The following is a 21,400-nucleotide window of genomic DNA, read 5'->3' on the forward strand; positions in this document are numbered from 1 at the left end:
CCCTATAGGGTAGGCCCTGTCTATCAGGGGCTGGCGCAGTCGCCTCGGACCGCTTCAAAACAATAAGAACAGGGGTGAGGCATTTGAGACTTTCCAGGCTTTTTGTCGCCGTTGCGGCGACGACGGCATTTTCCGGCATGGCGTTGGCGGCGACACCCGCCGACACGGTCATGCGCAATGGCTACGTCTACACCGTCGATGGCCAGAATTCCGTGCAGCAGGCCATTGCCATTTCGGGCGGCAAGATCGTCTATGTCGGCAGCGATGCCGGGGTCGACGGCTACATCGGCAAACAAACACAACTGATCGACCTGGCCGGGCGCATGCTGATGCCCGGTTTTGTCGATGCGCACATGCATCCCGGCGATGGCGGCCGCGCCATGACGCTGTGCGACCTGAAATACCAGACCATGACCCGCGCGCAGTTTCAGGCGAGCATCCAGGCCTGCCTCGATGCCGACAAGGACAAGGGCCCGGACGTGTGGCTGGAAGTGGGCAGCTGGGATCGCATGGGCATGACCGGACTCGACGGCGACGCGGACAAATCGACCCTGGATGCGCTCAAGACCCGGCGTCCGATCCAGGTGCGCTCCACCGACTTTCACACCGTGCTGACCAACTCTCGCGGCCTGGAACTGGCCGGCATCAACAAGAACACCGCTGACCCCGAAGACGGCAAATACCGACGCGACAGCGCCGGCAACCCGAACGGCATCTGCGAAGACGGCGCCGCCGAATCGTTGGCCGCCGTGGTGCCGCCCGCCACCGAGGCGGAAAAACTCAATCAGGTTCGCGCAGCCCTCGACGCCATGCGCCGGCAAGGCATCACCAGTTTCATGGATGCGCTGTCGGGCCCGGAAAACGGCAAAGCCTTCACCAGCCTGCAAAAGTCCGGCGAGCTGACCGCCCGGGCCTTGCTGGCGATCAAGCTGGACCCGGCCGCCGCTGCCGCCGACCCGGTGAAAACCATCGCCGAGGCCAAGGCCCTGGCCAGCACTTACGACCAGGGCGAAGTGCATGTCGCGCCGGGCGTGAACATGCGCCACGTCAAACTGTTCATGGACGGCATCATCAATGCCCCGGCGGACACCGGCGCCATGTTGACCCCGTACCTGCACAACAGCGGCACCGACAAGGCGCCGAAGTGGACGCCGGGCAAGAACCTGGGCGAACTGTACTTCCCGCCGCCAGTGCTCAATCCGTTGTTGCTGCAAGCGGTCAAGGCCGGTCTCGATCCACATCTGCACGCCACCGGCGAGCGCGCGGTGCGCGATGCACTGGACAGCGTCGCCTACGTGCGCAAGGAACTGCCAGGTCAAGACTTCCGCCCGGCCATCGCCCACGCCGAGTCTGTCGACCCTGCCGACTATTCACGCTTCAAGGCACTGGACGTCACGGCCACCATGTCGTTCCAGTGGGCACAGCAGGCACCGTCCACGGTCGACGGCACCCGTGATCACCTTGGCGTCGAGCGATTCGAGCGCATGGAACCCTCGGGCAGCATCGCCCATGCCGGCGGTCGAGTGGCGTTTGGCAGCGATTGGCCAGTCGATCCGCTGGATGAATTCCTGGCGCTGAAAGTCGGTGTCACCCGTTCCGGCGACCCGACCAATCCGCACAGCTATGGCCCCAAGTATGCCGGGCGACTCAACGCAGATCCGGCGCTGTCGCGAGCCGAAGCGCTGCGCAGCATCACCCTTGGTTCCGCCGAGCAGTTGAAGCTGGACGCGGTGCTGGGTTCGGTCGAAGTCGGCAAATTCGCTGACCTGATCGTGCTCGACAAGAACTTCATGCAGGTGCCCGAGGAGGAACTGGGCCGCAATGACGTGCTGCTGACGCTGGTCGGCGGCAAGGTCGTGTGGGCCAAGGCGCCGTTCCTGGGGCTCGCGCCACAGGTTGTTTCCCAAGCTGTTACTTCCCGATCCGCCCTATAAAAACCAGAGAGTGTTCCGATGCGATTGATTCCAAACCTGTTGGCCGCCGCGCTGGCCTTGTCGTCGGTGCAGGCCATGGCCGCCGCTGACCTGGTGTTGTTCAACGGCAAGGTCTTTACCGCCGAACCCGGCCAGGCGCTGGTGCAGGCTGTTGCGGTGCAAGACGGCAAGATTCTGAAAGTGGGCAGCGATGCCGAAATCAATGCCCTGGCCGATGCCAAGACCCAGCGCATCGACCTGGCGGGCAAAGTGTTGATGCCGGGCATGATCGACACCCACAGCCACCCGGTCTCGGGCGCTTTCGACAGCATGAAGGCCAACCTGCTGGACGAGGTCAAACCCTTGCCGGAACTGGAGCAATGGTTGATCGAAGAGGACAAGGCCGGGCGTGCCCGCTCCGGCGATGTGATCAGCGTGGCCGGGGTCAGTTCGGCCTACTGGGAGAAGAGCCGTGAGCTCGGAAAAGTGTTCAACCAGGGGCGCTGGGCCGATCAACCGATTGTCTTCAGTGGCATCGACGGCCACACCGGTTGGGCCAACAACGCGATGCTCAAACGTCTGAACATCGACGCGGCACTGGTCAAGGGCCTGCCGGAGAAAGAGCGCAGTTTCGTCGGCCATGAAGCGGACTTCACCCCTAACGGCTACTTCGCCGAATCCCGCTGGGACGTGGTGCGCAACGGTATTCCGGCGCCGAGCCCGGAGGCCATGCTCAAGGCCGCTCGCGAGGCGGTGAAGATCAACAATCAATTCGGCGTCACCGCCTGGATGGACGCGGCGGCGAACGGCGGCAGCGAAGATTCGCTGTTCGATTTCCATGCCACCGCCGAAAGTGTCGGCGTGCTGCCGCTGTACAAGGAGCTGGCGCAGAACGGCGAACTCAGTGCCCACGTCGCCGCGTTGATGGTCACCAACCCGAAGAGCAAACCCGCCGACCTGGAGGTGATTGCCACGGTGATGAAGCAATTCGAGGGTGTGCCTAACCTGACGTTCCCCGGCGTGAAGATATTTGTCGACGGCATTCTCGAGTTCCCGGGACAAACGGCGGCTGTCGTCGTGCCGTACAAGAACAGCCACAAGGACGGTCAACTGCTGACCGACCCGGCGCACTTTGGCGAACTGGTGGTGGCGGCGGAAAAGCGTGGCTGGATCGTGCACATGCATGCCGTCGGCGACCGCGCGGTGCGTGAAGCGCTCAATGGCGTGGCGTATGCGCGCAAGCTCAGCCCGACACCCGTGCCCCACAGCATCGCGCACCTGCAACTGGTCAATCCCAAGGAGTTTCCCCGCTTCAAAGAACTGGGCGTGATCGCTTCGATGCAACTGCTGTGGGCCACCGGCGAGTCCTACACCGTCGAACTGGTCAAACCTTACATCAGCGCTTTTGCCTACGGTTACCAGTATCCCGCGCGATCCCTGCATAACGCCGGCGCGACGATTGCCGGTGGCAGCGACTGGCCGGTGTCGAGCGCCAACCCGTTCAACGCCATTGCCCAGGCCAGCACGCGCAAAGGTCCGTTGGGCGTACTCAATGCCAAGGAAAGCATCGACCGTCAGACCATGTTCTACGCCTACACCATCAACGCGGCGAAAACCCTGCGCCTTGATCAGCAGATCGGTTCGCTGGCACCGGGCAAGCAGGCCGACCTGATCATCCTCGACCGCGATGTGTTCAAGGTCAGCGATGACGACCTGTTCGAAACCAAAGTCCTGAACACCTTCTTCGCCGGCAAGCAGGTCTACGCCCCCGCGTCCTGACCTGCGTACACCCAGCTCACGCAAAACCAGCCAGCCCCTCGTAGCGCGAGGGGCCTGGCATCGCCATGCCTGAAATTCCCCGTACGCCATAACAACAAGAGAACTGTATGAACGCACTTTCAGCATTGACCCTCGCCGCACTGGCACTGGCCCCCCTGACCAGCCAGGCCCTGGTCCTCAACGATGATTTCAGCCTGGAGATGACCCTGGGCGTCGTCAGCGACTACCGCACCCGCGGCATCTCGCAGACCCTGGGTGATCCGGCGGTGCAGGGCGGCGCAACGCTGCTGCACAGCAGCGGCCTGTACATCGGCGCCTGGACCTCCAACGTGGATTTCGGCGGCGGCTTCGACACCCGCCAGGAACGTGAGTACTACGCCGGTTACTACTGGCAGGCGACGGACGCCATCAGCCTGGACCTGGGCTACATCAAGTACGACTACCCGAAAAACTCCGAATTCAACCTCAGTGAGGCGTACGCCGTCCTCGACCTGTACGGCCTGAAGCTGGGTGCTTTTTACTCCAAGGACACGCCGAACTTTTTCGGCGAGGACCAGGACACCCTTTACACCTACGTGGGCTACAAAATCGATTTGCCGGCCGAAGTCGGCCTGGACCTGCGCTTTGGGCGCAACGATGTGAATGATCCCGCGTTCTGGTCCGCCAATGGCGATAGCCGTGAGTCTTACTACGAGTGGGAAGCCAAGCTGACCCGCGACTTCGTCGGCGTGACCTGGGGGTTGAGCTATGTCGATACCGACTTGTCGAAAAGCGAGTGCAGCAGTTGGTACGGCTATGACGACCTCTGTTCGGCGACAGTTGTAGCCAGCGCCACCAAGACCTTTTAAATTCCGTCCCTGACAACAAAAACAGTTCCACAAAGGAAACACCCTCATGAGTGCGCAACGCAGTCCCCTGATCGAGACCCGCTCGATCGATTTCATTCCCGAGGCTGAGCGACACGGCAGTCTCTACAGCCAGTTCACCCTGTGGCTCGGCGCCAACCTGCAAATCACCGCCATCGTCACCGGCGCCCTGGCCGTGGTGCTGGGCGGCGATGTGTTCTGGTCGCTGATCGGCTTGCTGATCGGGCAAGTGCTCGGTGGTGCCGTGGTGGCGCTGCACGCGGCACAAGGGCCGAAGCTCGGGCTGCCGCAGATGATCTCCAGTCGCGTGCAGTTCGGGGTGTATGGCGCGGCGATCCCGATTGTCCTGGTGTGCCTGATGTATCTGGGTTTCAGCGCCACCGGCGCGGTGCTGTCAGGGCAGGCGATCGCGCAGTTGATCAGTGTCAGCGACAGTGCCGGCATCCTGATCTTCGCGGCGTGCATCGCGTTCCTGACGATCTTCGGCTATCGGGTGATTCACCTGGTCGGGCGGGTGGCCAGCGTGCTGGGCATCATCGCCTTCGCCTACCTGTTCACCCGGTTGATGACCCTCAACGACATCGGCCTGCTGCTCGACAATCGTCATTTTGCCTGGAGCACCTTCCTGCTGGCGGTGTCGCTCTCGGCATCCTGGCAGATCGCCTTCGGCCCCTACGTGGCGGACTACTCGCGCTACCTGCCGAGCAAGACTTCGTCCTGGAAAACCTTCACCGCCGTGGGCCTCGGCACAGTGCTGGGGGCTCAGACTTCGATGGTGCTGGGGGTGTTCGCCGCCGCACTGGCCGGGGCCAGTTTCCGTGGGCACGAAGTGGCGACCATTGTCGGCCTGGGCAGTAGCGGTGTGATCGCGTCCTTGCTGTACCTGAGCATTGTGTTCGGCAAGGTCACGGTGTCCACCCTCAACGCCTACGGCAGTTTCATGTGCATCGCCACCATCATCAGTGGCTTTCGTCGGCGCCTGGAAATCACCGCCCGCCAGCGCATGCTGTTTGTGCTGCTGATCGTCGCGGCATCCACCACGCTGGCATTGCTGGGGCAGTACTCGTTCCTCAACTCGTTCAAGTACTTCATCCTGTTTTTGCTGACGTTCTTCACCCCGTGGAGCGCGATCAACCTGGTGGACTACTACTTCATCAACAAAGAACGTTACGACGTTCCGGCGCTGTCCGACCCGAACGGGCGCTACGGTCGCTGGAACGTGCTGGGGATCAGCGTCTATGTGATCGGCGTGTTGATCCAGTTGCCCTTTGTCGACACTCATTTCTACTCCGGGCCGATGGTTGCGCAACTGGGCGGCGTGGATATTTCCTGGATCGTCGGGCTGCTGGTGCCGGGTGTGATCTATTACGCGCTGGCCAAACCGTCGATGAGTGCGGTGGTGGTTGAGCGGGGTTAATGCTCGCCACAAGTTCAGCGTTTACTGGCGCTCGGGAAGCTTCCATCGCTGGCGCAACCGCTCGTACTGCGCTTGCGGCAGTTGCACCAGCACCGGGGATTTGCCCGGGTCGAGCCAATCGAACAGCCGTGCGATATTCGCCGGGTCCATGGCTGTACAGCCTCGGGTCGGTGCCGTGGGGCCGCGCCAGATGTGGAAGAAGATGCACGAGCCGGCTGCGGGCGTGGCCGGGGTGTTGTGCTGGATGACGATGCCTTGTCGGTACAGCTCATCCGAGCGGCGCATCCGTTCGGAGCTGCTCCAGTCCTTTTTCACGACCGCTGCGTCGACCAGTTCGTTGTAACGCGTGGACTGGCTGTCATCCACGCATTCGATGGTCGGCGTCAACGGTAGATACGGAAGTCGGGTTTCGGCCGAAGGCGCGTAGCCAAACGCCGTGCCCAGCTTGAACATGCCGGCCGGCGCCTTGCCATCGCCTTCCTGTTTGACCGGTCCTTCAGGTTGCCCGATATCGAGCAGCCCCTTGCCCCAGCCCATGCCGCTCTTGCCGAGAACGACTGCAAAGGGCGCTTCGAATTCTTCAAAGGTCTGCCCGTGCCGTTCATAGCGCTGGGCAGTGCCCTGGATGTCATCCCAGTTTTTACTGGTGACCACGATCAGTTGGTCGCTGCCGTCGAGTCCCTGGGCCATTGCGGTCAGCGGAATAAACGCCACCGACAGGGCCTTGAGCAGAATGTTCATGGTGCAAGCGGCGTGATGGGGAAGTCCATGACGTCCGGCTTCTGCGGATTCCCGCTGTACGTGAAGTGCCACCACTCGGCCGAATAACCCACGAAGCCTTCCTTGGCCATGGCACTGGTCAGGCGCTGGCGATTGGCTTTGGCCGTGGCGTTGATCAGCGCCGAGTCGGTATGCGCCCGCTCATCGAAGCAATCGAAACCGGTGCCCATGTCGAGTGCGCCGTCGTGCCAGCGCTGGCCGTAAGGGGCGGTGCAATCCACCTGCATGGCCGAAGGTGTCCAGGTGTCGGCGGGCAGGGCGTCGGGGCCGGTCATCGTCAGGTCGACGGTGTTGCCCCGGGAGTGATTGGACACCCGGGCCACATAACCCAGGCGCCAGAAGTCCTGCTTGTCGACCCGTGGATAGAACTCGGTCTTGAGCGGGTCGCCGGGTTCGGTGGCGAAGCGTCCCATGTCCGCCACTGCGCGGGTCGGGCGATAGCAGTCGAATACCTTCAAGCCGTAACCCTCGGCTTTCAGTGAACTTTGCACTCGGGCCAATGCCTTTGCAGCGTCCTGCGACAGCAGACACTCCGCCGCCTGGTATCCGTCGAGCGGATGCCCGGTGAAGTTGTGCGCGCTGGCGTAGCGGATGTCCTGCTCGATGCCCGGGTCGACGCTGCGCACATACACCATGTACCCGGGTTTCGACGCGTCGGCCAGGCACGGCGTGGCAAGGCTCAGGCACAGCAACAACAGACAGGGTGAACGCGACATCGGAAACGGCTCCATGCATGACCAGTCATTCCATCATGGCTTGAAACCGTCCGTACCTCCATGAAGTTGTTGATCGGCGTGATAGGACGAACGCACCAGCGGCCCGGATGCCACGTTCTTGAAGCCCATGCGCGTGCCTTCCTCGGCGAACCAGGCAAAAGTGTCCGGGTGCACGAAGCGCTGCACTGGCAAGTGGCTGCGCGAAGGTTGCAGGTATTGGCCGAGGGTCAGCATGTCGATGTCGTGCTCGCGCATGCGCTGCATGACCTCAATGACTTCCTCGTCGGTTTCGCCCAGGCCCAGCATCAGGCCGGATTTGGTCGGCACATGGGGCACCGCTTGCTTGAATTTCTGCAGCAGGTCCAGCGACCACTCGAAGTCCGAACCCGGCCGCGCGGCCTTGTACAGGCGCGGTACGGTTTCCAGGTTGTGGTTGAACACATCCGGCGGCTCATGGGCGGTGATCGCCAGGGCCACGTCCATGCGTCCGCGATAATCCGGCACCAGGGTTTCCAGTTGGATGCCGGGGGACAGCTTGCGGATTTCCCGCAGGCAATCGACGAAGTGTTGGGCACCACCGTCGCGCAAATCGTCGCGGTCCACCGAGGTGATCACCACGTATTTCAGGCGCAGCTCGGCGATGGCCACGGCCAGGTTCATCGGCTCGTTGGCGTCCAGCGGCTTGGGCCGGCCATGGCCGACGTCGCAGAACGGGCAGCGACGGGTGCAGATGTCACCCATGATCATGAAGGTCGCCGTTCCGCCGGAAAAACACTCGCCCAGGTTCGGGCAGGACGCCTCTTCGCAGACGCTGTGCAGCTTGTGCTTGCGCAGCAGGGCCTTGATGCGGTCGACCTCCGGCGAAACCGGGATGCGCACGCGAATCCAGTCGGGTTTGCGCGCAAATTCATCCGTGGGAATGATCTTCACCGGAATCCGCGCGACCTTTTGCGCGCCGCGCAGTTTGGTGCCGATTTCTACTTTCGCCGGGCTCTTGCCGGTCGATTCGACAATGGCATTCATGATGTTTTCCTTGTGCAGCAGGGAGCAGAACCTGTAGGAGTGAGCCTGCTCGCGATAGCGGTGGATCAGGCTCTATTCATGTTGACTGATACGACGCTATCGCGAGCAGGCTCGCTCCTACAGGGGATTTGTGTGGATTGCTCAGTCGCGGTAGACCGGGAAGTCGGCACACAAGGCAGCAGCCTGCCGTGCGACATTGGCCTCGATATCGGCATCGCCCAGGTGATCGAGGATGTCGCAGATCCAGCCCGCCAACGCGATGCTTTGCGCTTCCTTGAAGCCGCGACTGGTAATCGCCGGCGTACCAATGCGCAAACCGGAAGTCACGAAGGGCGATTGCGGATCGTTGGGCACGGCGTTCTTGTTCACGGTGATGCCGGCACGGCCGAGGGCGGCGTCGGCGTCTTTGCCGGTGAGGCCCTGGCGGATCAGGCTGACCAGAAACAAGTGGTTATCCGTGCCGCCGGACACCACGTCATAACCGCGCTCGATAAACACCTGCGCCATGACCTGGGCGTTGCGGATCACTTGCGTCTGATAGGTCTTGAAGCCTGGCTCCAACGCTTCCTTGAAGCACACGGCCTTGGCGGCGATCACGTGCATCAGCGGGCCGCCCTGACCACCGGGGAATACCGCGGCATTGAGCTTCTTCTCAAGCTCCGCATTGGACTTGGCCAGAATCAGACCACCGCGAGGGCCGCGCAGGGTCTTGTGGGTCGTGGTGGTGACCACGTCGGCGTAGGGCAGGGGATTGGGGTACAGACCCGTGGCCACCAGCCCGGCAACGTGGGCCATGTCGACGAAGAAGTACGCGCCGACCTTGTCCGCGATCTGGCGGAAACGCGGGAAGTCCAGGGTCTTCGAATAGGCCGAGAACCCGGCGATGATCATCTTCGGCTTGTGCTCGACCGCCAGGCGCTCGACTTCGTCGTAGTCGATCAGGCCCGTGGTGGTGTCGATGCCGTACTGCACGGCGTTGTAGAGCTTGCCGGAAAAGCTCACCTTGGCGCCGTGGGTCAGGTGACCGCCGTGGGCCAGACTCATGCCCAACACGGTGTCGCCGGCTTGCAGCAGGGCCAGATAAACCGCGGCGTTGGCCTGGCTGCCGGAGTGCGGCTGGACGTTGGCGTAATCGGCGCCAAACAGCTGTTTGGCGCGATCGATGGCCAGTTGCTCGACCACGTCGACGTGCTCGCAACCGCCGTAGTAACGCTTGCCCGGATACCCTTCGGCGTACTTGTTGGTCAGGCCGCTGCCTTGTGCCTCCATCACCCGCTGGCTGGTGTAGTTTTCCGAGGCGATCAGTTCGATATGGTGTTCCTGCCGCGCATCTTCGGCGTTCATCGCCGCCAGCAGTTCGTCGTCATAGCCGTTGATCTGGTCGTGCTTGCTGAACATGGTGTGGTCCTTTTTCGGATTCGGGAAATGCCCAGGGGGCTTCAAGCGTCGGCGTGTTCTGCGGTCAGGCGTTCATAGGCGTCTTGATCCAGTAGATCGCTCAACGCCTGGACATCGACCGGTTTGAAGCGAAAGAACCAGCCTTCGCCCAAGGGGTCTTCGTTGACCAGTTCCGGGGTGCTCTCGAGCGTCGCGTTGATCTCGACCACTTCACCGTCCAGCGGCATGCCGATACTGCTGGCGGCCTTCACCGACTCCAGCACCGATACTTCCGTGCCTGCATCGAAGGCGCCCAGTTCAGGCACTTGAACGAACACCACATCCCCCAGCGCCTGCTGGGCAAACGCCGTGATGCCGACGGTGACCAGGCCATTGCTCTCAAGGCGCAACCATTCGTGATCGACGGTAAAACGCAACTGGCTCATATCAACTCCTTATTGTTTTAAGGCTCGAGGCGGGGCGACGAGCGGGTTGCAGGAGTGATAGCAAGGTCGGTGCCAATGTTGATTAGTTGTTTTAAATCAATGGCTTGTCGTGATTTTGTGAAGTGCGAGAGATTTCATCCGTATTGAAATCAGTACGGACAAGCAAGTCTGTGGGCGCAGACGCCGTAAATGCAGGTGGGAAAGGTTTTGTCTTGATTTCGCTACGCTGTATCGATTTGCAGACGAAGAGTTCAACTACAACACTGATCCCCTGTAGGAGTGAGCCTGCTCGCGATGAGGGCGTGTCAGTCGAAATCTATGTTGACTGTGAGGCCGCTATCGCGAGCAGGCTCACTCCTACAGCGGGGGCCGTGTTGTCAGTGGGATTGGGTGGCGGCAGGGAGTTCAGGGCTTGGCGGGAATCCCGTACTTGCGCAAGCGAATCGCAATGGCGCTATGGGAAGTCTGCAACCGCGCCGCCAGCAACCGGCTGGACGGATAGCTGCGATACAGCTGTTCCAGCAGGTTCTTCTCAAAGTCGCCAACCGCCTCTTCCAGGCTGCCGACTTCGCCGTCGTTCTGCCGCTCCACCGCCGTGCGGGCGATGTCGAGGTCGTCGATGTCCACCAGCGGGTTTTCGCAAATCGCCGCCGCGCGAAAGATCACGTTTTGCAGTTGCCGCACGTTGCCCGGCCAGCGGTTGCCGAGCAGGGCGCTGAAGGTGCTCGGTGCCAAACGACACGGCGGTCGCTGGATCTGCGCGCAGGCCTGTTGCATGAAGTGATTGGCCATCAGCAGGATGTCGTGACCGCGTTCGCGCAGCGGCGGCACTTGCAGGTTGAGCACGTTGAGGCGGTAGAACAGGTCTTCGCGAAAACGCCCTTCGGCGACCATTTTTTCCAGGTCGCGGTGGGTGGCGCTGAGCACCCGCACATTGACCCGGACTTCCTTGTCGCCACCGACCCGGCGGAAGCACCCATCGCTCAAAAAACGCAGCAACTTGGCTTGCAGGTACGGCGACATTTCCCCCACTTCATCGAGGAACACCGTGCCCTGATCGGCCAGTTCCAGCAGGCCGAGCTTGCCGCCCCGTTGCGCGCCGGTGAAGGCGCCGGGGGCGTAGCCGAACAACTCGCTTTCGGCGAGGCTCTCCGGCAGTGCCGCGCAGTTCAGGGCCAGGAACGGCGCATCGTGCCGTGGGCTGATGGCATGACAGGCGCGGGCCACCAGCTCCTTGCCGGTGCCGGTTTCACCCTGGATCAGCAACGGCGCATCGAGGGCCGCCACCCGTTGCGCACGGGCCTTGAGCGCACGGATCGGCGGCGATTCACCGAGCAGCGCATCGAAGCCTTCGGCATGATCATGGTGCAGCGCCGACAGGCGTTCGCCGATGCGATTCGGTTGGTACAGGGTGAGCAGGGCGCCGGCGTCGGTGATCGGCATCGCATCGAGCAGCAAGGTCTGGCCACCGAGGCTGACCTCGTGCATCGGCAGGCGGAAATGCTGAGCGATCAGGGTGCGTTGCAAATCGGCATCGTCGAACAGCGCGGTCAGCGATTCACCGGCCGGTTCGCGCCCGCACAGGGCGATCAGCGCCGGGTTAGCCAGCAGCACATGGCCGCGATCATCCACCGCCAGCACCGGGTCGGAACTGGCGGCCAGCAGTGCGTCCAGTTGCAGGCGCCGGCGTTGCCCCGGAAGGATGTCGACCATGGTCACCGCTTGCACGCCGCGCACGCCAAAAAGTGCCTCGCGCAACTCTTCCAGCACCTCGGTGCCGAGGGTCGGCGCATCGATGTAGACGTTGGGCGGCACCATCTCCACGGCGTCCAGATTGAAACTGCGGCCACCGAGCAGGGCCAGCACTTCCTGGGTGATGCCGACGCGGTCGATGAAGGTGACGTGGATGCGCATGACGGGCCTGCAAGGTGGGCGAACCGAATCAGTATGCCCGGCAAAATTTGAATTTGGCGAGCGTCACGTCATACGGCGCCGGTTTTACGCGTGCTGGCGGCCAGGTCCTCGAGGAACGCCTGGAGGATCGGTGGCGGTGCCGTGCCGCGTCGGGTGATCACGTCGAACGGCGATTTCAGGCGCAGGCTCGCGGGGGCCAGTTGGTGCATCTCGCCGCTCTTGACCCACTGGGCGGCGAAGTGCTCGGGCAGAAAGCCCAGGTAGGCACCGGAAATGATCAGGATCGCCGTGGCTTCGATGTTGTCCACGGTAGCGGCGGCCTTGCTCACGCCCAGGTGTTCGAGGTCGTATTGCTGCATGTAGCCGCGCACGACGATCCGCCCCGCAGCGACTTCTTCGAGCAGTTCCTCACCTTCGGCGTGGCTGCCGTACAAGGGATGACGCCGCCCGCAATACAGCCCCAGTGCTTCCTGATACAGCGGCGACTGCAACAATCCCGGCACATGGATCGGGAAGTGCCCGATGGCCAGGTGCAGGCGACCGTCGAGCACCCGCTCTTCGAGTTCCGCCGGGGTGCCGACGTAAACGTTCAGGTGCACGTCATGCCCCCGGGAAACGAAGCGCTGGGTGGTGCGCGGGATCGGCGAATCCGGGTCGGTAATCGTGGTGTCGATGATCCCCAGGTTGAGCTTGCCGCTGATGTGCTGTTTGAGCACGTCGGCGTCCATGCAGAAGTTTTCCACCGCCGACAACAGGCGTTGGGTGGCTTCATGAATCGCCACCCCTTGTTCGGTCAGGCGGAAGCCGCTGCGCCCGCGCTGGCAGAGCTTGACCCCGAGACGGGTTTCCAGATGGGTCATCTGTTCGCTGATGGTCGACTGCCCGGCATTCAACGCCGCCTGCGCGGCCGAGAAGCCGCCGCAGCGGACAATCGTGGCAAACACCCTGAGCAGTTTCAGGTCGACATCGTGCAGCTGGATCATCTTGGACCTCCGGCATGGGGATGCATCGGGAATACCGATATGAGTATCTGATGTTTAGCATTTTTTCCACGAAAACCTGCGCCCATAGTCTTTCCAACGGCGGTCGCCTTGCAGTCCGTCAAGCCGATAACAAGAAGTGGAGAGGCTAGAAATGTCGAACAACGGTTATGAATCCGGTCGCCTGAACCTGCCATTCGTGGGTCATTGCACCTTTGGCAAATCCCCGGTGTGCACCGATTGGGATGCACTGGATGCCGACGTCGCGGTGCTCGGCGTGCCCAACGACATGGGCACCCAGTGGCGCTCCGGCGCACGCTTCGGACCACGCGGGATTCGCGAAGCATCGACGCTGTTTTCCTTCGGCCACGCCGGCGCCTACGACCACGAAGATGACGTGATGTACCTCACCGCATCGGACGTGCGCATGGTCGACGTCGGTGATGCCGACATCGTCCACACCGACATGGTCACCAGCAATAAGAACACCGAATACGCCGTGCGCAAGATTCTCGACGCTGGCGTGATGCCGGTGGTGCTCGGCGGCGACCACTCGGTTCACGCGCCAGTGATCAAGGCCTTCGAAGGCCGCGGCCCGATCCACATCATTCACTTCGATGCGCACCTGGATTTCGTCGACGAACGCCACGGTGTTCGCTACGGCCACGGCAACCCGCTGCGCCGCGCATCCGAAATGAACCACATTGTCGGTATGACCCAAATGGGCATCCGCAACGTGTCGTCATCCAACCGCGACGACTACGAAGCGGCCCATGAAGCCGGTTCGAAAATCCTCTCGGTACGCGACGTGCGTCGCCTTGGCGTCGAGGGGGTGCTGGCGCTGATCCCGCAGAACATCAACTACTACATCACCATCGACATCGACGGTTTCGACCCGTCCATCGCCCCCGGCACCGGCACCCCGAGCCACGGCGGCTTCCTCTACTACGAAGTGCTGGAAATCATCCAGGCCCTGGCCAAGCGCAGCAAAGGCAACATCGTCGGCATGGACCTGGTGGAAGTGGCACCGGTCTACGACCCGACCGGCATGACCTCGATCCTGGCCGCGCAACTGTTGCTCAACAGCATCGGTTTCATCTTCCACGAACGCGGCAAGGTGCGGGCAGCCGCCGAGAGCGAAGCCGCATCAGCCTGATCATCGAAACCAGTGACCCGGCAGGCTCTGACTGCCGGGCAGAGAGAATAAAAATGGACACGATCGTCAAAAGTTACCTGCAAAAATTCGGCGTCAGCGAAGCCACCCAGACCTTCCTCGGCAAGGTCCAGAAAATGTTCATCGGCGGCGCCTGGGTCGAAGCCAGCGATGGCCAGACCTCCGATGTGATCGAACCTTCGACCGAAGGCCTGATCACCCGCATTCCCATGGGCACCACCGATGACCTGGACCGCGCCGTGCAAGCCGCCCGCGCCCAGTTCGACGGCGGCGCCTGGCGCCAGGCCAAACCGGCGGAACGCGAGCGCATGATGCAGCGCCTGGCCGACCTGATCGAGCAGAACGCCGCGGAGCTGGCGGAAATCGAATCCATCGACATGGGCAAGTCCGTGGCCTTCGCCAAGGACGTGGACATCCAGGGCACCGTCGATACCCTGCGTTACTTCGCCGGCTGGGCCACCAAGCTGCACGGCCGTACCGTCGAACCTTCGCTGCCGGGCAACTACCTGGCCTATACCCGCAAGGAAGCGGTAGGCGTTGTCGGCGCCATCGTGCCGTGGAACTTCCCGCTGCAAACCATGGCCTGGAAGCTCGGCGCGGCGCTGGCGACCGGTTGCACCGTGGTGGTCAAGCCCGCCGAATTGACCTCGCTGTCGGCCCTGCGTTTCGCTGAACTGGTGCAGGAAGCGGGCATTCCGGATGGTGTGATCAACATCGTCACCGGACGCGGCAGCGTGGTCGGTGCGGCCATGGCCACCCACCCCGGCATCGACAAACTGACCTTCACCGGCTCGACCCCGGTCGGCCAGACTGTCGGCCGCGCCGCGCTGGATGACATGAAGCGCCTGACCCTCGAACTCGGTGGCAAATCACCGGTCATCGTCTGCGCCGACGCCGACATCCCGGCCGCCGCCCAAGCGGTCGCCAATGGCGTGTTTTTCAATTCCGGGCAGGTATGCGACGCCGGTACACGGGCCTATATTCATAGCAGTGTCTACGACGAATTCCTGCGTGAGCTGATCGCCTACACGCGCACCCTGAAAATGGCTCCGGGCCTGGATCCTGACTGCTTCATCGGCCCGCTGGTTTCGGCCCTGCAAAAGCAGCGCGTGACCGAGTACATCGAAACCGGCAAGGCCGAAGGCGCCGAACTGGTCTACGGCGGCCAACCGATCGATGGCCCTGGCTTCTTCGTCGAGCCGACCATCTTCGCCCATTGCCGCAACGACATGCGCATTGTCCAGGAAGAGATCTTCGGCCCGGTGCTGGTCACCGCACCGTTCGATGACGAGGAAGAAGCGCTGGCCCTGGCCAACGACTCGCCTTACGGCCTGGCGGCGGCACTGTATTCCAACGACCTGGGCAAGGTGCACAGCCTGATTCCACGCTTGAAAGCAGGCTCGGTCTACGTCAACGCCCACGGCACCCTCGACCCGTCGATGCCGTTCGGTGGCTACAAACAGTCCGGATTCGGCAAGGACCTGGGCGCCGAGCAGCTCGATTACCTGCTCGAAACCAAGGCGGTGTGGATCACCTTGCCAAGCTGACGCTTTCCCTTGTAGGAGCGAGCCTGCTCGCGATAGCGGTTTTTCAGCTGAAAGTGATGTGTCTGACACACCGCTATCGCGAGCAGGCTCGCTCCTACAGGTTTTGCGTTTTGATTCGTTCCAATAAGGCATCTGCAACAACGCCAGGTAGGCACGGGTAACACTGGACCTGTGGCCCTTGCCACAGGGGAGTCGTTCACCCGAAAGAACGCGGTTATCTCGTCATGATCTTCCAACAATAAGAGTCCATCATGAACACTAACGCCAAGTCCGCCACGAGCGTGTCCAGCCTCGACGAAAAATCCGTCGTCGAGGGGCATTCGATTGATTTCATCCCCGAGAACGAGCGCACCGACAAGCTGTCGAGCCAGGGCCCGTTCTGGTTCCTCGGCAATTTCACCTTCTTCACCATGACCATCGGCTTCGTCGGCCCAAGCGTCGGCCTGACCGCGCTCTGGACTACGCTCGCCGGCACGCTGGGCATCATGTTCGGCACACTGTTCATGGCGTTTCATGGCTCGCAAGGCCCGCACCTTGGCTTGCCGCAGATGATCCAGTCCCGTGCGCAGTTCGGTTATCGCGGGGTGATCCTGGTGCTGCTGGCGACGCTGTTCGTGTTCGCCGGCTTCAACATCGTCAACCTGGTGCTGATGATGCAGGGGCTGCACACGTTGTTCGGGTTCAACCCGGCGGTGATCGCGGTGGCGGTGACCATACCGGCGGCAGTGCTGGCGATTCTCGGCCATGACTGGATGCACCGCAGCTTCAAATGGGCGCTGTACCTGTCGTTGCCGCTGTATGGCCTGGTGACCCTGGCGGTGGTGATGGGCTGGGTGCCGGATGCAGTGCTGCCGGCACTCGCGGAAGGCGAAGTGGCCCGCGAGCCGCTGGGTTTCAACTGGACCGGTTTCATCGCGCAGTTCGCGGCGGCCGCCAGCTACAACATCGCCTATGCGCCGTACGTGTCGGACTACTCGCGCTACCTGCCGAAAAATACCTCCAGCGGCAAACTGATCGCCGTGGTGTTCCTCGGGGCTTCGTTGTCCGGTGCATGGATGATATCCGTGGGTGGCTGGCTGGCCGATCACCTGCACTCCACTGACGTGCTGGTGGCCCTGGGGCAAGTCGGCAACACCGTGTCGCCGCTGGTGGGCACTGCGGTGGTAGTGGTCACCATCCTGGCGTTCCTGCCGGTGATCGCGATGAACATCTACAGCGCCAAGCTGACCACGCTGACCTGCGTCGACTCGATCAAGCACATCGAACCCACGCGCAAGGCACGCATCCTGGCCATCGGCTTCGTGATCCTGCTGCAACTGGGCGTGGCCCTGAGCATTCAGAGTTCCGGCAAAGGCCTGTCGGTGCTGGGGATCTACCTGGTGGTGATGCTGTACTTCCTGGTGCCCTGGACCTCGGTCAACCTCACCGACTACTTCTTCGTGCGCAAGGGCCGCTACGCCATCCCGCACTTCTTCATGCCCCACGGCAACATCTACGGCAGCTGGGGACTGCGCGGTATCGCCGCCTATGCCATCGGTTTTATCTCGATGATCCCGTTCTTCTACATCTTCGACGGCGTTGAACAACGCGAGGTCTATGTCGGCCCGCTCGCCAAGGCGCTGGGCAGCATCGACATCGCCTGGCTGGTCGGGCTGATCGTGTCGGGCGTGGCGTACTACTGGCTGAGCCGCTCGATCGATCTGAAACGCGAAGAAGCGGTGATCCAGCAGATCGAGAAAAACTCCCCGCAATACACCACCGGCGACACGCTGACCCACAAACAGCAGCCACTGCCGGTTTTCACTGAATCGACGGTCGGGAGATGACCATGGTTACGCAAAAATACGACTACATCATCATTGGCGCAGGCTCGGCGGGTTGTGTGTTGGCCAACCGCCTGAGCGAAGACCCGGCCACCTCGGTGCTGGTCCTGGAATTCGGCGGCAGTGACAAGAGCGTAGTGATCCAGATGCCGAGCGCATTCTCGATCCCGATGAACACCAAGAAGTACAACTGGCGCTACGAGACCGAGCCGGAGACCCACCTCAACGGCCGACGCATCCACTGCCCACGGGGCAAGGTGCTGGGCGGCTCGTCGTCGATCAACGGCCTGGTGTACATCCGTGGCCACGCGCTGGACTTTGACGAGTGGGAATCCCTGGGTGCCGAAGGCTGGGGCTATCGCAACTGCCTGCCGTACTTCAAGCGCGCCGAGAGCTACGAGTCGGGCGGCGACAGCTATCGCGGGCAGACCGGGCCGCTGCACACCACCAACGGCAACCACATGAAAAACCCGCTGTACGGTGCCTGGGTCGAAGCCGGTGCCGAAGCGGGCTACATCAAGACCGAAGACTGCAACGGCTACATGCAGGAAGGTTTCGGTGCCATGCACATGACCGTGAAAAACGGCGTGCGTTGTTCCACGGCCAACGCCTACCTGCGCCCGGCCATGGGCCGTCCGAACCTGACGGTGGTCACCCATGCAATGACCCGCCAGATCATTCTCGAAGGCAAGCGTGCGGTGGGGGTCATGTATGACCACGGTGGCCAGACCCACCAGGTGTACTGCAACCGCGAAGTACTGATCTCGTCGGGGCCAATCGGCTCGCCGCACCTGCTGCAACGCTCGGGCATCGGTCCGGCGGACGTCCTGCGCAAGGCCGGGATCGGCGTACGTCATGACCTGCCGGGAGTAGGGGAGAACCTGCAGGATCACGCCGAGGTGTACATCCAGTTCGGCTGCAAGGAGCCAGTGACCCTCAACAGCAAGATGGACCCGCTGAGCAAACTGATGATCGGTCTGCGCTGGCTGCTGTTCAAGGATGGCCTGGGCGCCACCAACCACTTCGAAGCCGGTGGTTTCATCCGCTCCGAGAAGGGCCTGCGCTGGCCGGACATTCAGTTCCACTTTCTGCCGGCGGCGATGCGATACGACGGCAACAAGCCGATCAAGGGCCATGGCTTCATGGTGCTGACCGGGCCGAACAAACCGAAAAGCCGTGGTTATGTGCGCGTGCGCTCGGCCGACCCGTACGAGCATCCGGAAATCCGCTTCAACTATCTGGAGCGGGAAGAGGACCGCGAAGGCTTCCGCCGCTGCATTCGCCTGACCCGCGAGATCATCGGCCAGAAAGCCATGGACCGCTTCCGCGACGGCGAAATCGCCCCGGGCGCCCAGGTGACCAGCGATGAAGACCTCGACGCCTTCGTGCGCGACAACCTGGAAAGCACCTACCATCCGTGTGGTTCGTGCCGCATGGGCGAGGACGACATGGCGGTGGTCGACTCCGAATTGCGCGTGCGTGGCATCGCCGGTCTGCGGGTGATCGATTCGTCGGTGTTCCCGACCGAGCCGAACGGCAACCTCAATGCGCCGACCATCATGCTTGCCGAGCGGGCCTCCGATCTGGTGCGTGGGGTGAAGATGCTGCCGTCAGCGGACGTGCCGGTGGGGTTGGTCGAGGGCTGGGAAAGCAGCCAGCGTACTTCGCTGCCAGGTCGTAACGTCCGCGTCTGACCGCAACCCGCAATCCAATGTGGAAATCTGAATCTAATGTGGGAGCGAGCCTGCTCGCGAATGCGATCTTCCCGTCAATACCTATGTTGAATGTGAAACCGCCTTCGCGAGCAGGCTCGCTCCCACAGGGATCTCGGTGCTTTCGGGAAAATAGTGCGTCGCTATTCCGTGGCCATTGCTAGTCTGTAATTCCTTGAGACCGCAATGGAGCACCCTCATGGCTATTCAGGCCCTGCGCGCCGACGCCTCGCACATCGACCAGATCGCCCCTTTGTTTGACGCCTACCGGATGTTCTACCAGCAGCCGTCAAACCTTTCGCAATCGCGCGCCTTCATCGCCGAGCGCATCGCCCGGGATGAATCGGTGATATTTCTTGCCCAGGACACCGTTGGTGAAAACCTCGGCTTCGTCCAGCTGTTCCCGACCTTTTCCTCGATCGAAGCCCATCGTACCTGGCTGCTCGGTGATCTGTTCACCACGCCCGCCGCCCGGGGCAAAGGCGTCGGCACACTGCTGATGAACACCGCCCGGGATTTTGCGAAGCTGGCCGGCGGCAAAGGCATGACCCTGGAAACCGCCACCGACAACCTCACCGCCCAGCACCTGTATGAATCCCTGGGCTGGGTGCGCGACCCCGGTTACTACACCTACTGCCTGGATCTGAAAAAAGACTGACTCAGCGATCCTGTTCGCCAAACACCGGCCGCATGAATGAACGCTCGTAGCTGAGGATGAATTTCCTGTCTTCGGCGTACTTGAACGCGACGATGCACTCAGGATCGTTCATCGATTGCTGCCGGTAATGCTCATACGTGGCCAGGCTGGGGAAGGTGAACAGCGCCAGGGCGATATTGTTGGCGCCCTCCGAGGGCAAAAAGTAGCCGTGGTGCTGGCCGCCGAATTTTTCCACCAGGGGAATCCACAACTTGCCGTAGTGCTCGAATGCGTCGAGCTGGTAGGGATCGAGCACGTATTTCAGGTAGCAGGTCACCATTGTTTCGTTCCTTGATCAGGTTTTGAGGGCAGTCGCCACTGTAATCAACCGTGGGCGCCCGGCACAGCCGCTTATTCGACATTGACCGGTAAGTTTGCGCCAGAGGCATGCGCTGGCGCCGCTGCACTATTGGTTCAGTCAATAGTCACCATCAAGAATCGCAAGTTCTGTTTTTTGCGCAAAGGCGGAAAATTGCCTGCATTGAACACGCTGCTCAAGGAACCTGCGCGATGAAGATCTTGACCCGACTGGCTGTGATTGCCCTGTTGCTGGGCAGTGTTGCATCCACCGCATCGGCCTTTGCCGAAGACGCACGCACCTGCCATCTGTCGCCCATCACCGCTAGCCAGGGTGGGCTGCAATACGGGCAGACGGTTGGGGTGTTGTACAGCGAGAACACCGTGGAAAACCTGCAATACCTTGAGCAATACCACTCGGTGGCCGTCAACGGTGCGAAGAACGCACTGGATGCGCGGATTCGCCAGGCGTTCGTCGACAGCTCCGATCCGGACCTGGCCATCGAATGGCTGATGGGTTCGCTGCACCACACCTTTCTATCGGTGACCGTCTACGACAACCTCGATGCCCTGGTGCAGGCCCATCCCGATGTGGTGGTGATGCTCGATACTCATAACCAGTTGCTGACCCAGCGCAACGACCGGGTCGAGGCGCGTTTCGCCGCACGGTTCTACGACGCCAACCTGCAGTACATCGGCAAGGCCGAAGGCGCGGTGGAGAAACAACTGCCGTCGGTGTGGGTGCATGACAAGGCCGCGTCCGAGATCGCCGCGCAAATCGAACAGCAACGCGACCTGCAACTGACCGCGCTGAAACAGTTCGATGCGTCGTTGAAGGCGCTGGTAACCGCCGGATTGACCGCAGCAACAAATTAATCAGCCCGACGCCCATTGAGCGGCGGGCAAGCCGATCCACCGTTGATTTCTTTTCAGGACCTG

The 21,400-nt window shown here is 61.9% G+C and carries 18 protein-coding genes; 10 read left to right on the top strand and 8 right to left on the bottom strand.

Annotated elements, in window-relative coordinates:
- The first annotated feature begins 137 nt into the window (after positions 1–137).
- From BSF44_RS12410 to BSF44_RS12425, 4 genes are all read left to right on the top strand, one after another.
- A complete protein-coding gene (locus tag BSF44_RS12410) occupies positions 138–1,934 on the top strand; it encodes an amidohydrolase (protein WP_095943749.1) in 1,797 nt (598 codons plus the stop codon).
- An 18-nt stretch (positions 1,935–1,952) separates the two neighbouring features.
- The gene (locus tag BSF44_RS12415) at positions 1,953–3,692 is read left to right on the top strand and encodes an amidohydrolase (protein WP_095943750.1); all 1,740 of its coding nucleotides are present in this window, start codon (positions 1,953–1,955) and stop codon (positions 3,690–3,692) included.
- Positions 3,693–3,799: 107 nt separating this feature from the next.
- Positions 3,800–4,540 (top strand): TorF family putative porin, encoded by a 741-nt coding sequence (locus BSF44_RS12420; protein ID WP_095943751.1) that lies wholly within the window; start codon positions 3,800–3,802, stop codon positions 4,538–4,540.
- Between the two features lie 46 nt (positions 4,541–4,586).
- Entirely contained in the window at positions 4,587–5,975 is a 1,389-nt protein-coding gene (locus BSF44_RS12425) for a cytosine permease (RefSeq protein ID WP_095943752.1), read from the top strand.
- A gap of 21 nt (positions 5,976–5,996) precedes the next feature.
- Here BSF44_RS12425 and BSF44_RS12430 read toward each other — a convergent pair whose 3' ends face one another.
- From BSF44_RS12430 to BSF44_RS12460, 7 genes are all read right to left on the bottom strand, one after another.
- The gene (locus tag BSF44_RS12430; protein ID WP_095943753.1) at positions 5,997–6,716 is read right to left on the bottom strand and encodes a L,D-transpeptidase; all 720 of its coding nucleotides are present in this window, start codon (positions 6,714–6,716) and stop codon (positions 5,997–5,999) included.
- A complete protein-coding gene (locus tag BSF44_RS12435; protein ID WP_095943754.1) occupies positions 6,713–7,471 on the bottom strand; it encodes a M15 family metallopeptidase in 759 nt (252 codons plus the stop codon). Before BSF44_RS12435 ends, BSF44_RS12430 begins: the two co-directional genes overlap by 4 nt.
- Positions 7,472–7,504: 33 nt before the next feature.
- Entirely contained in the window at positions 7,505–8,494 is a 990-nt protein-coding gene (gene lipA / locus BSF44_RS12440) for a lipoyl synthase (RefSeq protein ID WP_095943755.1), read from the bottom strand.
- A gap of 141 nt (positions 8,495–8,635) precedes the next feature.
- Positions 8,636–9,892 (bottom strand): serine hydroxymethyltransferase, encoded by a 1,257-nt coding sequence (gene glyA / locus BSF44_RS12445; protein WP_095943756.1) that lies wholly within the window; start codon positions 9,890–9,892, stop codon positions 8,636–8,638.
- 41 nt (positions 9,893–9,933) lie between these two features.
- The gene (gcvH, locus tag BSF44_RS12450) at positions 9,934–10,317 is read right to left on the bottom strand and encodes a glycine cleavage system protein GcvH (protein ID WP_095943757.1); all 384 of its coding nucleotides are present in this window, start codon (positions 10,315–10,317) and stop codon (positions 9,934–9,936) included.
- 405 nt (positions 10,318–10,722) lie between these two features.
- Complete coding sequence (locus BSF44_RS12455; protein WP_095943758.1) at positions 10,723–12,231, bottom strand: sigma-54-dependent transcriptional regulator; 1,509 nt, start codon at positions 12,229–12,231, stop codon at positions 10,723–10,725.
- A gap of 68 nt (positions 12,232–12,299) precedes the next feature.
- Complete coding sequence (locus BSF44_RS12460; RefSeq protein WP_095943759.1) at positions 12,300–13,214, bottom strand: LysR family transcriptional regulator; 915 nt, start codon at positions 13,212–13,214, stop codon at positions 12,300–12,302.
- Positions 13,215–13,365: 151 nt separating this feature from the next.
- Here BSF44_RS12460 and speB point away from each other — a divergent pair, with 151 nt between their 5' ends.
- From speB to BSF44_RS12485, 5 genes are all read left to right on the top strand, one after another.
- On the top strand, positions 13,366–14,367 hold the full coding sequence (speB, locus tag BSF44_RS12465) for an agmatinase (RefSeq protein ID WP_095943760.1): 1,002 nt from the start codon (positions 13,366–13,368) through the stop codon (positions 14,365–14,367).
- Between the two features lie 53 nt (positions 14,368–14,420).
- Complete coding sequence (locus BSF44_RS12470) at positions 14,421–15,932, top strand: aldehyde dehydrogenase (RefSeq protein WP_095943761.1); 1,512 nt, start codon at positions 14,421–14,423, stop codon at positions 15,930–15,932.
- Positions 15,933–16,183: 251 nt separating this feature from the next.
- Positions 16,184–17,758 carry a cytosine permease gene (locus tag BSF44_RS12475; RefSeq protein WP_095943762.1) on the top strand — a complete coding sequence of 525 codons (1,575 nt, stop codon included), beginning with the start codon at positions 16,184–16,186 and terminating at the stop codon, positions 17,756–17,758.
- A gap of 2 nt (positions 17,759–17,760) precedes the next feature.
- Positions 17,761–19,449, top strand: coding sequence for a choline dehydrogenase (gene betA, locus BSF44_RS12480; RefSeq protein WP_095943763.1), 1,689 nt, complete (start codon positions 17,761–17,763; stop codon positions 19,447–19,449).
- Between the two features lie 217 nt (positions 19,450–19,666).
- Complete coding sequence (locus BSF44_RS12485) at positions 19,667–20,125, top strand: GNAT family N-acetyltransferase (RefSeq protein ID WP_095943764.1); 459 nt, start codon at positions 19,667–19,669, stop codon at positions 20,123–20,125.
- 1 nt (position 20,126) lies between these two features.
- Here BSF44_RS12485 and BSF44_RS12490 read toward each other — a convergent pair whose 3' ends face one another.
- On the bottom strand, positions 20,127–20,444 hold the full coding sequence (locus BSF44_RS12490; protein WP_095943765.1) for an NIPSNAP family protein: 318 nt from the start codon (positions 20,442–20,444) through the stop codon (positions 20,127–20,129).
- Between the two features lie 230 nt (positions 20,445–20,674).
- Between BSF44_RS12490 and BSF44_RS12495 the strand changes: the two genes are divergently transcribed.
- The gene (locus tag BSF44_RS12495; RefSeq protein WP_095943766.1) at positions 20,675–21,337 is read left to right on the top strand and encodes an ATPase; all 663 of its coding nucleotides are present in this window, start codon (positions 20,675–20,677) and stop codon (positions 21,335–21,337) included.
- Positions 21,338–21,400 lie beyond the last annotated feature (63 nt).

Source organism: Pseudomonas sp. ACN8, assembly GCF_002303925.1.
GTDB lineage: Bacteria > Pseudomonadota > Gammaproteobacteria > Pseudomonadales > Pseudomonadaceae > Aquipseudomonas.